The sequence below is a fragment of the Cupriavidus basilensis genome (assembly GCF_008801925.2).
Classification (GTDB): domain Bacteria; phylum Pseudomonadota; class Gammaproteobacteria; order Burkholderiales; family Burkholderiaceae; genus Cupriavidus; species Cupriavidus basilensis.
Window position 1 is genome coordinate 1,022,217 of sequence record NZ_CP062803.1, and the last position, 15,493, is coordinate 1,037,709.

At 64.4% G+C, this 15,493-nt stretch carries 10 protein-coding genes and 1 other RNA gene; 4 read left to right on the forward strand and 7 right to left on the reverse strand.

Features of this window, described 5'->3' with window-relative positions; genetic code table 11:
- Positions 1–98 precede the first annotated feature (98 nt).
- A complete protein-coding gene (gene cphA, locus F7R26_RS04575; RefSeq protein ID WP_150992211.1) occupies positions 99–2,669 on the reverse strand; it encodes a cyanophycin synthetase in 2,571 nt (856 codons plus the stop codon).
- Positions 2,670–2,689: 20 nt separating this feature from the next.
- A complete protein-coding gene (gene cphA / locus F7R26_RS04580) occupies positions 2,690–5,326 on the reverse strand; it encodes a cyanophycin synthetase (RefSeq protein ID WP_150992209.1) in 2,637 nt (878 codons plus the stop codon).
- Positions 5,327–5,566: 240 nt separating this feature from the next.
- Between cphA (F7R26_RS04580) and F7R26_RS04585 the strand changes: the two genes are divergently transcribed.
- On the forward strand, positions 5,567–7,852 hold the full coding sequence (locus tag F7R26_RS04585; protein ID WP_150992207.1) for a cyanophycin metabolism-associated ABC transporter: 2,286 nt from the start codon (positions 5,567–5,569) through the stop codon (positions 7,850–7,852).
- A 17-nt stretch (positions 7,853–7,869) separates the two neighbouring features.
- A complete protein-coding gene (locus F7R26_RS04590; protein ID WP_150992205.1) occupies positions 7,870–8,340 on the forward strand; it encodes a cyanophycin metabolism-associated DUF1854 family protein in 471 nt (156 codons plus the stop codon).
- Between the two features lie 8 nt (positions 8,341–8,348).
- Here the strand turns inward: F7R26_RS04590 and F7R26_RS04595 are convergent, their stop codons facing one another.
- Positions 8,349–9,071 (reverse strand): hypothetical protein, encoded by a 723-nt coding sequence (locus F7R26_RS04595; protein WP_241754421.1) that lies wholly within the window; start codon positions 9,069–9,071, stop codon positions 8,349–8,351.
- A 145-nt stretch (positions 9,072–9,216) separates the two neighbouring features.
- On the opposite strand from F7R26_RS04595, the gene F7R26_RS04600 reads away from it, so the two are divergent.
- Positions 9,217–9,354: a hypothetical protein gene (locus F7R26_RS04600; protein ID WP_170302007.1), complete on the forward strand. Its 138-nt coding sequence runs from the start codon at positions 9,217–9,219 to the stop codon at positions 9,352–9,354.
- 320 nt (positions 9,355–9,674) lie between these two features.
- On the opposite strand, the gene ssrA is transcribed toward F7R26_RS04600, so the two are convergent.
- From ssrA to ompA, 4 genes are all read right to left on the reverse strand, one after another.
- Positions 9,675–10,033, reverse strand: a transfer-messenger RNA (tmRNA) gene (gene ssrA, locus F7R26_RS04605).
- A gap of 88 nt (positions 10,034–10,121) precedes the next feature.
- Positions 10,122–10,793 (reverse strand): phosphoglycolate phosphatase, encoded by a 672-nt coding sequence (gene gph / locus F7R26_RS04610; protein ID WP_150992201.1) that lies wholly within the window; start codon positions 10,791–10,793, stop codon positions 10,122–10,124.
- 2 nt (positions 10,794–10,795) lie between these two features.
- Positions 10,796–11,545, reverse strand: a complete 750-nt coding sequence (ubiG, locus tag F7R26_RS04615) for a bifunctional 2-polyprenyl-6-hydroxyphenol methylase/3-demethylubiquinol 3-O-methyltransferase UbiG (RefSeq protein WP_150992199.1) — start codon at positions 11,543–11,545, stop codon at positions 10,796–10,798.
- Between the two features lie 111 nt (positions 11,546–11,656).
- Positions 11,657–12,316: an outer membrane protein OmpA gene (ompA, locus tag F7R26_RS04620; protein WP_150992197.1), complete on the reverse strand. Its 660-nt coding sequence runs from the start codon at positions 12,314–12,316 to the stop codon at positions 11,657–11,659.
- A gap of 458 nt (positions 12,317–12,774) precedes the next feature.
- Between ompA and gyrA the strand changes: the two genes are divergently transcribed.
- Positions 12,775–15,489: a DNA gyrase subunit A gene (gene gyrA, locus F7R26_RS04625; protein WP_150992196.1), complete on the forward strand. Its 2,715-nt coding sequence runs from the start codon at positions 12,775–12,777 to the stop codon at positions 15,487–15,489.
- Positions 15,490–15,493: the final 4 nt, after the last annotated feature.

Below are 15,493 nucleotides of genomic sequence, written 5' to 3' on the forward strand. Positions count from 1 at the left end.
CGGTTCTTGGGTACAAGACATCAACGCCAATCAAAATCCGAAAGCAAGAAAGCCAGCCGATGAGGCTGGCTTTCTTGTTTACCGCAAGGCTACCCAACTCACCCCTGAGCAATCCTCTGCTCAATATGCGCCAGCGCCTCCTCCACCTGATCCACCAAAATCAAGCAAAGATCCCCCGGCTGCAAATGCGACAACGCGGTATCGATAGCAAGGAACTCCCCACGGATCTCTTCCACCGCGCTGGCGCGCTTCGCGCCCTCCAGGCCTTCGCGCAGCAGGGCCAGCACTTCGCCGTCCTCGCGTCCGCGCTGGCACTGGTCCTGATACAGGATCACTTCGTCGAACACATCGCCAAGGATCTCCGTCTGGCGGCGGATATCGACGTCGCGGCGGTCGCCGGCGCCGCTGATCACCACCGAACGGCGCTCGGCCGGCATGCTCTCGATGGCGTTGCACAGCGCCTGGATCGCATCCGGGTTGTGGCCGTAGTCGGCGATCAGCGTCGCGCCCTTGTAGTCGAACACGTTGAAGCGGCCGGGGGCGGTGGCTGCATCGTTGACGAAGGTCGCCAGGCCGCGGCGGATCACTTCCCAGTCGATGCCCAGCGCCCACGCTGCCGCGGTGGCGGACATGGCGTTCTCGACCTGGAAGCCGATCGAGCCGCCGCGCGTCAGCGGAATGCTCGACAGCGCGATGCGCACCTGGTTCTCGCCTTCGGCGGCCACGATATGGCCATCCTCGACGTACACCACGCGCTTGCCCTGCGCGCAGTGCGTGGCCATCACGGGGTTGTTGAGGTCGGCCGCGAAGAACGTCACGGCGCCCGGGCAGGCGTCGGCCATGCGTACCACCATGGGGTCCGCGGCATTGAGCACGGCCATGCCGTGCGGTGCCACGTTCTGCACGATGACGCTTTTCAGCACGGCGAGGTCTTCCACAGTGCTGATAAAGGACAGCCCGAGGTGATCGCCTTCGCCCACATTGGTGACCACCGCCACGTCGCAGCGGTCGAAGGCCAGGCCTTCGCGCAGCAGGCCGCCGCGCGCGGTCTCGAACACGGCGGCGTCCACGTCGGGGTGCATCAGCACATTGCGGGCGCTGCGCGGGCCGCTGCAGTCGCCGGTATCGATGCGCTCGCCCTTGACGTAGACACCGTCGGTGCCGGTCATGCCGATGCGCAGGCCGCTGCCGGCCAGCAGGTGGGCAATCAGGCGGACCGTGGTGGTCTTGCCGTTGGTGCCGGATACCGCCACCACGGGGATGCGGCCATCGTCGCCGTCGCCGAACATCGTGGAGATGATGGCCTCGCCCACGGCACGGCCCTTGCCGTAGGAGGGTTGCAGGTGCATGCGCAGGCCCGGTGCGGCATTGACTTCGACAATGCCGCCGGCTTGTTCCTCGAACGGCTTGAGCACGGTCTCGCAGACCGCGTCGACGCCGCAGATGTCCAGGCCAACCATGCGCGCGGCCGCCACGGCGCGGGCTGCCATGTCCGGGTGCACATCGTCGGTGACGTCCGTCGCGCTGCCACCGGTGGACAGGTTAGCGTTATTGCGCAGCACCACGCGGGTGCCCTTGGGCGGCACCGCATCCGCGGTGAGATTCTGCTTGGCCAGCGTGGCCAGCGCGATATCGTCAAAGCGGATCTTGGTCAGCGAGGTGGCGTGTCCCTCGCCGCGGCGCGGGTCGCGATTCACTTCCTCGACCAGTTGGCGCACGGTGTGCTTGCCATCGCCGGTGACCTGGGGCGGATCGCGTCGGGCCGCGGCGACCAGGTGGTTGCCCACCACCAGCAGGCGGAAATCGTGGCCGGGAATATAGCGCTCGACGATCACGTCGGAGCTGATCTCGGCGGCGACTTCATAGGCGGCGATGACTTCCTCGCGGGTGCGGATGCGCACCGCCACGCCTTTGCCCTGATTGCCGTCGCGCGGCTTGACCACCACCGGCGCACCGATTTCCTGCGCGGCGGCCCAGGCTTCGTCGGGGTCCGAGACGGAGCGGCCCATCGGCACCGGCACGCCGGCGGCGTGCAGCAGCTTCTTGGTGAGTTCCTTGTCTTGCGCGATCGATTCCGAGACCGCGCTGGTCATGTCTGTTTCGGCGGCCTGGATGCGGCGTTGCTTGCTGCCCCAGCCGAACTGGACCATGCTGCCTTGCGTCAGGCGGCGATACGGAATGCCGCGCGCCACGCCCGCATGGACGATGGAGCCGGTGCTCGGCCCCAGGCGCACGTCTTCGTCGAACTCGCGCAGGCGATGCAGCGCATCGGCCAGGTCGAACGGCATGTCGTCGCGTGCGGCGCGGCACAGCGCGGCGGCCAGTTCCATCGCCAGCTTGCCGACTTCTTCCTCGCTGTACTGCACCACCACCTGGTAGGTGCCGGGTTCGACGGTGGGTGCGGTGCGGCTGAAGCTGACCGGGCAGCCGGCCTCCGCTTGCAGGCGCATGGCCGCGCATTCGAGCGCGTGCGCCAGCGACACCACGCCTTCGTTGTCATCGGGCCGCAGCGGGCCTACCTCGGGAAAGCGCGCGCGCAGGCGCTCTTCAAAACCGGGCAGCTGTGCCAGCGTGTGGGCCTCGTCGGAGCAAGAAACGATGGCTTCGATGGCGGTGTGGCGGCACCACAGGTTAGGGCCACGCAGGGCCCGGATACGTGAGACTTCCATGAAATCAGTTTCCTTGCGGATCAGGCGCGGCGGCCCGGTTGGCCCATCCACTGGTGCACCAGGTCGATCGTCGGCAGGGTCGTTGCCTCATCGCATTGCAGGACCAGCAGGTCGCCGGCCACCACTTGCGCGAGCGCGGCCTCGATCGCCTGGCGGCGCGAGCCCTCGTCGATGATCTTGGTCACGCGGCGGCCTTCATACAGGCCCTGCTTGAGCAGCGCGCGTGCCTCGGCGTCCGGCAGCGCGCGCTTGACGGAAGTGTCTTCGCACAGGAAGACGCGGTCGAACGCGGCGCCCAGCACCTTGCCTTGCTTGACCATGTCTTCGTCGCGGCGCGGCGCGCCGGCGCCGTACACGACCACGCGACGCTCGCTCGGGAAGCGTTCCAGCGATGCCACCAGCGCTTCCAGCGCGGGCGCATTGTGGGCGTCGTCGACCACCACGATGGCGCCGTTGCGCTCGAACAGCGTGAAGCGTCCTGGCACATCCACCTGGCCTACATCGAATGTCACCACGCCAGCACGGATCAGGTCGTTGGAGATGCCCAGCGCCCAGCCGGTGGCCACGGCCGCCAGCACGTTCTCGACCTGGAAGGCCACGCGGCCCGCATAGGTGAGGGGGATCGCGGCGACATCGGCCAGCGGCACCTCGCGGCTGCCGGTGGCGAGCACCACCTTGCCGTCGCGCACGTAGACCGCGCGGCGGCCCGCCGCGCGATGCGCGGCAATGGCGGGCAGGTCGGCCGTCATGCCGAAGAAGATCACGTCGCCATCGCACAGCTCCGCCATCTCCACGACCAGCGGGTCGCGCGCGTTGAGCACCGCCACGCCGCCGTCCAGCACCACGTCGACCTGGGTGCGCAGCACGCTGTACATCTTCTCGACTTCCTCGACGTAATACTGGCCAAGGTGGTCGGGTACATCGATATTGGTCACTACGCCGACCTGGCAACGGTCGTAGGCGAGGCCTTCGGACAAGATTGCGCCGCTGTCGTTCTCGATCACGGCGGCATCCACCGCGCGATTCATCAGGATGCGGCGGGCTGCGTCCCAGTTGGCGCGGTCGCCGCCCTGCACCTGGCGGCGGTCCAGGTAGAGGCCGTCGCTGCAAGCCAGGCCGGTGTGCTTGCCCGAGAGCTGCAGCAGGCGCGCGACCAGCTTGGCCACCACGGTCTTGCCGTTGGTGCCGGTGATGCCGACCACGGGTATGCGGCCGTTGTCGTCGCCTTCGCCAGCCGGGAACAGGTGATCCACCACGGCACGGCCCACCGGGCGGGCTTCACCGTTGGAGGGCTTCAGGTGCATCAGCAGGCCGGGGCCGGCATTGACCTCGACAATGGCGCCGCGCTGCTCGGCGAGCGGGCGCGAAATGTCCTGCGCCACCAGGTCGACGCCGGCGATGTCCAGGCCCACGATGCGGGCGGCCAGCGAGGCATGCGCGGCCACGCTCGGGTGCACGCGGTCGGTCACGTCGAAGGCCACATTGCCGTTGCGCTGGATCAGCACATGCTTGCCCTCGGGCGGTACGGAAGTGGCGTCAAAGCCCTGGCGCTTGAGTTCCAGGCGCGCGGCCGAATCCAGCCTTACCTTGTTGAGCGGGTGGTCTTCGGTGCTGCCGCGGCGCGGGTCGGAATTGATCTGCGATTCGATCAGCTCGTCGATGGTTGACTTGCCGTCGCCGGTCACGCTGGCGGTTTCGCCCATGGCGGCGGCCACCAGGCGGCCGCCCACCACCAGCAGGCGGTGTTCATTGCCCAGCACAAAGCGCTCGACGATGACGCCGCTGCCTTCATCGATGGCGACGCCGTAGGCGGTCTCGACTTCTTCGCGCGTGGTCAGGTTGGTGAACACGCCGCGGCCGTGGTTGCCGTCGTAGGGCTTGACCACCACCGGCAGGCCGATGTCCTCGGCGGCGTCCCAGGCGTCGGCGGCGCTTTCCACCAGCCGGCCTTCGGGCACGGGCACGCCGCAGGATTCCAGCAGGCTCTTGGTCAGGTCCTTGTCGCGCGAGATGCTCTCGGCAATGGCGGCGGTGCGGTCGGTCTCTGCGGTCCAGATGCGGCGCTGGCGGCTGCCATAGCCGAGTTGCACCAGGTTGCCCTCGGACAGGCGCAGCGCCGGGATGTCGCGGTCGTCGGCTGCGTCGACGATGCAGGCAGTGCTCGGGCCCAGGCAGTGCTTGTCCACCAGGCGGCGAAGGTGATCCACCGTCTCCTGGACGTCATAGGGGCGGTCTTCGATGGCGGCCATCACCAGGTCGCGGGCGGCGAACAGGGCGGCACGGGTGACATCCTCGTGCCAGGCCCGCACGATCACCTTGTAGACACCCCGGATCGGGGTCTCGCGCGCCTTGCCGAAGCCGCCGGGCATGCCCGCGAGGTTCTGCAGCTCAAGCGTGACGTGTTCCAGGATGTGGCCAGGCCACGTGCCGTCCTTGAGCCGCTGCAGGAAGCCGCCGCGCTCGCCGATACTGCAGCGATGCTCGACCAGCGAGGGCAGCCATGCCGACAGGCGCTCGTAGAACCCCGGAATCTTGTTGGAGGGAAAATCCTCCAGTTCCCCGATATCGACCCACGCCTCCAGCACAGGCCGATATGTCCACATATTCGGGCCGCGCAGCGACATGACATCGAAAATCTCAATGTCCTTCTTTTTCATTGATTTAGCTTGAGGCAGTGGGCGAGTGCCCGAGAAATAGAAGCCTAACCTTTCAGTAACGTTACAACGGTCAGCCGGTTGACTTTCTTGATTAAAAAGCGATTGTGCAGTGCATCAGGGACGCCCGTGTGTTTGGCCTTATGTATACTGCGGGCAAATCGGCGGGCCGCCAGGGCGCGCCCGCGCTAAATTGTTTCAAGTTATGTCCATAGCCCAAGGACGCAGCATGCCGTATCAACGATGACCCAACCTTCCTTGCCCGTGATTGACAGCGACGCCCACAACGAGCCGTGGCGTAACGAACTCGGCACCCGCCTGCAAGCTGGCGAAGCCGTGCTTGCCTGGCTCGAAGTCGACCTTGACGCAAAGCTGCATTTTACCCAAGGCTGGGTACTTGTGACGGATCGTCGCTTGCTGGCGCGCATGCCGGGGCAAAAAGACTGGCAGGAATGGGCGATCCAGCCCGGATTATCGCTGCATCACGCCGATCATGCGGGGGTTGGCACGCTGGAGTTGCAAGACAACGGGCGATTGCTGGCCAGTTGGCGCTATACGCTGGGCCACAATCCGGCCGCGTTGCGCCTGATCGACCAGTTCCACGCGCAGCGCGACCTGTCGGCCTCGGGCCGGGCCGGCCAGCTGGATCTGGATGCCGAAGCGGTCTGCCCGACCTGCAAGGCCCCGCTGCCCCCGGACGACGACCAGTGCCCACAATGCAGCCGTGACCTGGAAACGCCGCCGTCGACCTGGGCACTATTGCGCCTGTGGCGGTTTGCCCGGCCGTACCGCTTCCAGTTGCTGGCCGGTTTCCTGCTGACGCTGCTGTCCACCGCCGCGACGCTGGTGCCGCCGTACCTGACCATGCCGTTGATGGACAACGTGCTGATTCCCTACCAGAACGGGCTGCCCATCGATTACGACCGGGTCAAGCTGTACCTGGCCGGGCTGCTGGGTGCGGCGCTGGTGGCATGGAGCCTTGGCTGGGCTCGCACCTATCTGCTGGCGCGGGTGTCCGAGCGCATCGGCGCGGACCTGCGCACGACCACCTACGAGCACCTGCTGCGCCTGTCGCTGGAGTACTTCGGCGGCAAGCGCACGGGCGACCTGATGGCCCGTATCGGCTCGGAAAGTGATCGCATCTGCGTGTTTCTGTCGCTACATCTACTGGATTTCGCTACCGACGTGCTGATGATCGTCATGACGGCGGCCATCCTGATTTCGATCAACCCGTGGCTGGCGCTGGTGACCCTGGTGCCGCTGCCGTTCATCGCATGGATGATTCACCTGGTGCGCGACCGGCTGCGCCACGGCTTCGAGAAGATCGACCGGATCTGGTCGGAGATCACCAACGTGCTGGCCGATACCATCCCGGGCATCCGCGTGGTCAAGGCCTTCGCGCAGGAAAAGCGCGAAGTGGAGCGCTTCCGCGAAGCTAACCGGCACAACCTGGCGATCAATGACCGGGTCAACGCGGTGTGGTCGCTCTTCACCCCGACCGTCACGCTGCTGACCGAGATCGGCTTGCTGGTGGTGTGGATCTTCGGTATCTGGCAGGTCTCGCACAACGCGATCACGGTCGGCGTACTGGTGGCCTTCCTCACCTATATCAGCCGCTTCTATACACGCCTGGATTCGATGAGCCGCATCGTCTCTGTCACGCAGAAGGCCGCCGCGGGCGCCAAGCGCATCTTCGATATCCTCGATCACGTCTCGAGCGTGCCGGAACCCACGCGGCCGGTGCACCTGGAGCGTGTCGAGGGCGCCATCGAGCTGCGCGACCTGGGCTTCCGCTATGGCAACCGTGCCGTGATCCGCGGGCTCAACCTGTCGATCGCGCCGGGCGAGATGATTGGCCTGGTGGGGCACAGCGGGTCGGGCAAGAGCACGCTGGTCAACCTGATCTGCCGCTTCTACGACGTCTCCGAAGGCGCGATCCGGCTGGACGGCGTCGATATCCGCTCGCTGCCGGTCTCGGAGTTCCGCAGCCATATCGGGCTGGTGCTGCAGGAACCGTTCCTGTTCTTTGGCACGATTGCCGAGAACATTGCCTACGGCAAGCCGGGTGCTTCGCGCGAAGAGATCATCGCCGCGGCGCGCGCCGCCCATGCGCACGAGTTCATCCTGCGCCTGCCGCACGGCTACGACTCTCTCGTGGGCGAGCGCGGGCAGGCGCTGTCCGGCGGCGAGCGCCAGCGTATCTCCATCGCTCGCGCGCTGCTGATCAACCCGCGCATCCTGATCATGGACGAGGCCACCTCGTCGGTGGATACGACGACGGAGAAGGAAATCCAGAAGGCGCTGGATAACCTGGTGCAAGGCCGCACCACCATCGCCATCGCCCACCGCCTGTCCACGCTGCGCAAGGCAGACCGACTGGTGGTAATGGATCGCGGACGGATCGTGGAGGTTGGCAACCACGATGAGTTGCTGGCGCGCGAAGGCGCCTACTACAAGCTCTACCAGGCGCAGGCCCGCAATGTCGATGCCGACGCGGATCTTACCTCCGCCGATGCGGTCAACGTGTAATAAGGATGGGAGCCCACATGCAGCAAGTCGATTTCAAGCTCTCCCGCAATGCCCTTGGCCGCCTGGCGATGACCACGGCGGATGGTGTCGTGCATGATGGTGTCGTTCCCGTGCGCGCCTTCCCCATCGCCGCGCCCGACGATGGTGTCGGCCTCGTCAGCGCCGATGGCCGCGAGCTGGCCTGGCTGCCTCGCCTGGATACCTTGCCCGCCCCGGTGCGCGAGATGATCGAGGCCGAACTGGCCAGCCGTGAATTCATGCCGGAGATCCGCCGCATCCGGTCGGTGTCGACCTACGCCACCCCCAGCACCTGGGAGGTGGAGACGGATCGTGGCCTCACGTCGCTGGTGCTGCGCGGCGAGGAAGACATTCGCCGCCTCGCCGGCTCCAAGCTGCTGATCTCCGACAGCCATGGCATCCATTACCTGGTGCGCAACCTGGCTAGCCTGGACAAGGGCAGCCGCAAGATCCTTGATCGCTTTCTCTAAGCTGCGCTTCAGAGCTTGCCAGTGAAGATCACCCCGACCTGGCGGTCGGGGCGCATCGCAAACAGGTAGATCTGGCCGGGCGTGGGCAAGCTATGCGTGGTGGTGGGGTCGTAGTAAGCGATGCCGCTCATGGGTGTGTTCGCGTAAGTGCAACTCGGCCCAGTCAGCTGCAGGGCGACGTTGTAGACCTTGCCCTGGCGCCGCGGCGTAGCGGTCCCGGTAAAGCTGCAGCCCGAGCTGCTGCCGTCTAGCGTGAGGTTGCCGCTGGCGTCGATGGAAAGCCTTACCGCACCCGCCTTGATTCCGGTCGTGTCGATGACGTTCGACGTGCCGTAGTAAGTCCCCTTCAGGCCGTCGGTGGTCGCGATGAAGTTGTAGTCGGTGCTGTAGGTGGCATTGACGACCGTGCTCTTGCCGTTGCGGTAGGTGACCTGCGCCTGGATCGACTTGCCCGGCACGTAGGCTGCCATCAGGTTCGCTGCGGTCAGGCTGTAGCCCGCCGCCTCCTGATTGAAATCCAGGCCGTTGTTATTGGTGGTGAGCGCGCCGCTGCCCGAGCTGTAGTTGCCGGTCAGGACTCCCTCCGATACGTCCGGTATGCCCGCCGTCGCGTAGAAGGCGTAATAGACGTTCTCGTCCAACACCAGGATGTTGAACCGCTCGCCTGCGGCAGAGTTGCCGATGTAGAAGCCGGAGCCGAGCGCGATGGTGTCGGGTGCTGCCGGGATCACCGGGGTCGTCGGGGTTGTCGGTGTCGTAGGTGTTGTAGGTGTCGTGGGTGTGGCGGCGGGAGGCGTGCGCACAATCGCCAGTCCGTCACTGTTGTCGCCCGATCCGCCACAGCCTGCGAGGGCCAGCGCTATGCTTGCAGCCCCAATGAGTTTCTTCATTTGTACTTTGCCCGTTCTGGTGCAGATGAGCGCCTCTGGCGCCCCTTTTCTGGTTGCCGAAAAAATCTCGACTGTAACAGATGATTACAATTCGCTGATGACCTCGCGTCTGTGGCCGGGCTGAGCCTGTTCGAGCGCGCAAAAAAAAGACGCCCGCACAGGACTGGGCGGGCGCTGGAGGGCAACTCCAGACGGGAAGCTACGAAGGCTAGCGTCCGGAAGTCTGCCTCTGCAGAGGCAGCTTGTCAGATGATGCAGGCTTGGGGGTGTCATGTGAATCGGACAAATCTTAATTCGGCGTAAATTGCCCACTTTTCCAGCAATTTTTTGGGGGTAGTGGGGGGACTTCGCGGCGCCCGCATTATCAAAGCCGGAAAAAAGAAAACCCCGGGGATGCTAATCCTCGGGGTTTCGGTAGTCCCGGAAATAACCGGGGCTGAATATTGGTGGAGCCGGCGGGAATCGAACCCGCGTCCGCAAGCCCTCCACAGAGAGTTCTACATACTTAGTCCTGTCATTTGATTTAACCGGTGCATCGCGGACGGACACGCTCTACAACGGCGAGTCACTAAATTTTCGTCCCTAGGTCCGTGACAAACTCAGGGCTTATCTGGCGTGAATGACCTCGCGTAGTCTTGCGACTCTAGCCCGCCAGCGAGCCAGTGCGAGGACGGCCGCAATTAAGCGGCCAGTGCGTAACGTTCGTCGTTAGCAGTTATTGCATTCCCATTGATTAACGAGGTGACGGGTCCTCGGTATGCCCTCCACTGCTTTGTAACCCACGTCGAAACCAGGTCGGCCCCTGCGTGAACTGTGTGAACAGTGTCAAGAAGTGAGATTGTACTCCGTTGGCGCCTTCAGGTGTAAATGCCTGTCGCGCCGCCTCCCGCATCAGCGCTTTGCGCCAGGGGCCAGCAGCGCGATCAGTTCGCCGGGATGGCGCACGAGGTAGTCGGCGCCCCATGCCTCGGGCGGTTCTCCGTCGCCGCAGTAGCCGTAGGCAGCGGTGATGGTGATCATGCCGGCGGCCTTGCCGGCCTGGATGTCGCGCACGTCGTCGCCAACGTACACGCAGCGCCCGGGCGCCACGCCGCTGACTTCGGCAGCATGCAGCAGCGGTGCGGGGTGGGGCTTGGCATGCGCCGTGGTGTCGCCGCTGACCACGGCCGAGGCGCGCGGCGCCAGCCCGATGGCGGCGACCAGCGGCGCAGTGAAGCGCGTGATCTTGTTGGTGACGATACCCCAGCGGATGCCGGCGGTTTCCAGCGCGTCAAGCACCTCGGCCATGCCATCGAACAGGCGCGTATGCACCGCGATGTCGGCCTCGTAGTAATCGAGGAAGGTGTCGCGCAGGGCGGGGAACTCAGGGTCGGCCGGGCTCTTGCCGAAGGCGGCGCCAATCAGCCCGCGCGCGCCGTGCGAAGCCACCGGGCGGAGTTTTTCGTAGTCCACGGGCGGACGGCCATGCTCGGTGACGAGCCGGTTCGCGGCCGCGGCCAGGTCGGGGGCGGTGTCGGCAAGCGTGCCGTCGAGATCGAAGAAGACTGCGTCGTAGGTGCGCATGTTCAGGCGGGCCGGCGAAATGCCATCATATAGTTCACATCGGTGTCCCGGCCCAGCGAGTAGACCTGGGTCAGCGGGTTGTACGTCATGCCGCGCATCTCGACCAGCTCGAGCCCGGTGTTGCGGGCGTAGCGGGCGAGCTCGGACGGCGTGATGAACTTGTCGTAGTCATGCGTGCCGCGCGGGAGCATCTTGAGCACGTATTCGGCGCCGACCACGGCCAGCAGATAGGCCTTGAGGTTGCGGTTGATCGTGGAGCAGAACACATAGCCGCCTGGGCGTACCAGCGTGGCGCAGGCGCGCAGGACAGATTGCGGGTCGGGCACGTGCTCCAGCATTTCCATGCAAGTCACCACGTCGACGCTGGCGGGCATGCGCGCCGCCAGCGCTTCGGCAGCGATTTCTTCGTAGGTCACTGTCACGCCGGATTCCAGGCTGTGCAGGTCGGCGACCTTCAGTGCCTTGGTGGACAGGTCGATGCCGCGCACCGTGGCGCCGGTGCGCGCCATGCTCTCCGCCAGGATGCCGCCGCCGCAGCCGATGTCGACCACGTCCTTGCCCTTGAGGCTGGCGATGCCGTCGATCCAGCCGAGCCGCAGGGGATTGAGCTCGTGCAACGGCTTGAACTCGCTTTCCGGATCCCACCAGCGATGCGCCAGCTCGCTGAACTTGTCGATTTCGCGCGCGTCGGCGTTCTTGCCGATCAAGGTGGTTTCAACGGTCGGATGGAGCGGGGAGGATATCTGCGTCATGGAGTTTGGCGCGCCACCAGTGCGGCAGCGTGAAGGCGGAGGGTATGCCGCGACTGTATCAAAAAAAAAGCCCAGCTTGCGCTGGGCTTTCTTTCATCGGAAAGGTTCCGATTAACGTGCGCTGCGGGTGCCGACCACTTCGACTTCCACGCGGCGATTCGGCTGCTGGCAGGCGATTTGTGCCTTGCGATTGCCCTTGCACGACTTCGGGTCAACCTTCAGCTGGCGCTTGCCCTTGCCTTCCGTGTAGACACGGTTGGCTTCCACGCCCTTGCTGACCAGATAAGCCTTGACGGCTTCAGCACGACGGATCGACAGGCGATCGTTGTACTTGTCCGAACCGAACGAGTCGGTGTGGCCAACTGCGATAATCACTTCCAGGGTGATGCCCGACAGCTTGGAGGACAGGTCGTCCAGCTTTGCCTTGCCTTCCGGCTTCAGCACAGCCTTGTCGAAATCGAACAGGGTGTCAGCAGCGAAAGTGACCTTTTCGCTGGAAACAACCGGGGGAACAGCTGCCGGGGGTTGCGTTACCACCGGAGCGGCCGCCGGAGCCAGGGCGCCGTCGCACAGGGCGTTGGCGGTGGCCGGGGTCCACGAGCTGTCGCGCCAGCAGAGCTCGTTCGTGCCGTTCTTCCACACGTACTCGCTCGTACCGTTGCCCCAGTTATCGTTCACAGCCTTCTTTTCGTAGGGGACGGACTGGGCTTGAGCGGATGCAGCCATTACTGCGGTAGCTGCAACGAGCGCGAGCTTGGCAAATTTTTTCATATTTCTCCTCTCAGGATGAGATCACCGCAGGGTTACTGCGAGCAAATGGACGGAAACAAGTCATACATTCTTCGGAGTATAACATTCTCGATGCGGTGTATGCTCCACTTCGAACAATGTCTGGCTCTTCGCTGGGGAATTGTGCCACAAGGGTCGTTTCCTAAGAAGTAAATATATTCGATTCCATCAATGGGTTTTAGGCCTGTGGTGTTTGTGCAACATGGCCCTTGCGATGCCCGCAAACCCTTGTCAGGCCGTGCTTGCAGGATTTTCGACCCGGCCTTGCGCGTGCTTTCCGGGCGCTGCCGAAGCCCCTGTCAAGGGGGCCGCCGCGGCTGCGGGAGAGGGCAGCCGCGCATGTTAGAATGTCACGTTGCCCACCTGTCAGACGCCGCTTTGGCGAATGGCGATTCACCTGGGTGCCTTCTGTTTAAATTCGCCGGATAACCCACGCCGCAATGGATCAATTCGCCAAAGAAACCCTTCCGGTCTCCCTCGAAGAGGAAATGCGCCGTTCCTATCTCGATTACGCCATGAGCGTGATCGTCGGGCGCGCGCTTCCCGATGTGCGGGATGGCTTGAAGCCGGTACACCGGCGTGTGCTCTATGCGATGCATGAGCTTAACAACGACTGGAACCGGCCGTACAAGAAATCGGCCCGTATCGTAGGGGATGTGATTGGTAAGTATCACCCCCACGGCGACACTGCTGTATACGATACGATCGTGCGGATGGCGCAGAATTTCTCGCTGCGCTACATGCTGGTCGATGGCCAGGGTAACTTCGGTTCGGTGGACGGGGATAACGCGGCAGCCATGCGTTATACCGAAATCCGCCTGTCCAAGATTGCCCACGAGATGCTGCTCGATATCGATAAGGAAACTGTCGATTTCGGGCCGAATTATGACGGCTCTGAACATGAGCCGCTGATTCTGCCGGCACGTATCCCGAATCTGCTGATTAATGGTTCGTCGGGTATCGCGGTGGGTATGGCTACCAATATCCCGCCGCATAACCTTAACGAAGTGGTCGATGGCTGCCTGCATCTGCTGCGGAATCCGCAAGCTACGATTGACGAGCTGATCGAGCTGATTCCGGCGCCGGACTTCCCGACCGCCGGCATTATCTATGGCATCCAGGGCGTGCGCGAGGGCTACCGCACTGGCCGCGGCCGCGTCGTCATGCGCGCCAAGACGCACTTCGAGGATATCGACCGTGGCCAGCGCCAGGCGATCATCGTCGACGAGCTGCCCTACCAGGTCAACAAGCGCACCCTGCTCGAGCGCATCGCCGAGCTGGTGACGGACAAGAAGGTCGAGGGCATCTCCGATATCCGCGACGAGTCCGACAAATCCGGCATGCGCGTGGTGATCGAGCTCAAGCGCAACGAAGTGCCGGAAGTGGTGCTTAACAATCTATATAAGCACACCCAGCTGCAGGACACCTTCGGCATGAACATGGTGGCGCTGGTCGATGGCCAGCCGCGCCTGCTGAACCTGCGCCAGATGCTGGATTGCTTCCTGTCGCACCGGCGCGAGGTCGTCACCCGCCGCACCGTGTTCGAGCTGCGCAAGGCGCGCGAGCGCGGCCACGTGCTGGAGGGCCTGGCGGTGGCTCTCGCCAACATCGATGAGTTCATCGCCATCATCAAGGCGGCGCCTACGCCCCCCATCGCCAAGCAAGGGCTGATGGCCAAGGCCTGGGATTCCAGCCTGGTGCGCGAAATGCTGGCTCGCGCTGAAGGCGACACCGCCGGCGGCCGGGCGTCCTACCGCCCGGACGGCCTGCCGGCCATCTTCGGCATGCAAGCCGACGGGCTGTACCGCCTGTCCGACTCGCAAGCCCAGGAAATCCTGCAGATGCGCCTGCAGCGCCTCACGGGCCTGGAGCAGGACAAGATCGTCCAGGAATACCGCGATGTCATGGCGATCATCTCCGACCTGCTCGACATCCTGTCGCGCCCGGAGCGCATCAACACCATCATCACCGACGAGCTGACCGCCATCCGCGCCGAGTTCGGCGACCTGCGCCGCTCGCATATCGAGCTCAACGCGACCGAGCTTGATACCGAGGACCTGATCACCCCGCAGGACATGGTGGTAACCCTGTCGCATAGTGGCTATATGAAGAGCCAGCCGATTTCCGAGTACCGCGCGCAAAAGCGCGGCGGCCGCGGCAAGCTGGCGACCACCACCAAGGAAGACGACTGGATCGACACGCTGTTCGTCGCCAACACGCACGACTACATCCTGTGTTTCTCGAACCGCGGCCGGCTGTACTGGCTGAAGGTGTACGAGGTGCCACAGGGGTCGCGCAACTCGCGCGGCAGGCCGATCGTCAATATGTTCCCGCTGTCCGATGGCGAGAAGATCAACGTCATCCTGCCGGTGCGCCAGTTCGACGCCGAACACTTCATCTTCATGAGCACCGCGCGCGGCACCGTCAAGAAGACGGCGCTGACCGAGTTCTCGAACCCGCGCAAGGCCGGCATCATCGCTGTCGACCTCGATGAGGGCGACTACCTGATCGGCGCTGCCGTCACCGATGGCCAGCACGACGTGATGCTGTTCTCGGATTCCGGCAAGGCCGTGCGCTTCGACGAGAACGACGTGCGTCCGATGGGCCGCCAGGCCCGCGGCGTGCGCGGCATGAATCTGGAAGAAAGCCAGACGGTGATCGCCATGCTGGTGGCCCCGGCCGAGACCAGCGAGCAGGCCGTCGCAGTGGGCAGTGTGCTGACCGCCACCGAAAACGGTTACGGCAAGCGCACCCCGATCGCCGAGTACACTCGACACGGCCGTGGCACCAAGGGCATGATTGCGATCCAGACGAGCGAGCGCAACGGCCGGGTAGTGGCTGCCGCGCTGGTGTCGCCGGAGGACGAGATCATGCTGATCACGACCGGCGGCGTGCTGATCCGCACACGTGTGTCTGAAATCCGCGAGATGGGGCGTGCCACGCAAGGCGTGACCCTGATCAATGTGGACGAGGGCACCAAGCTGTCCGGCCTGCAGCGAATCGTCGAAAGCGATGCCGACAACGGTGTGGCGGGCGACGAACTCGAGGAAGGGGCCGACGTGGTGGATGCGGCGGCTCCGGCTGCCGACGGTGAGCAGGCAGGTGCGCAGGACGGCACCGACGCCGGCACGCCTGACACAGGATCAAATTCGTAAGTTG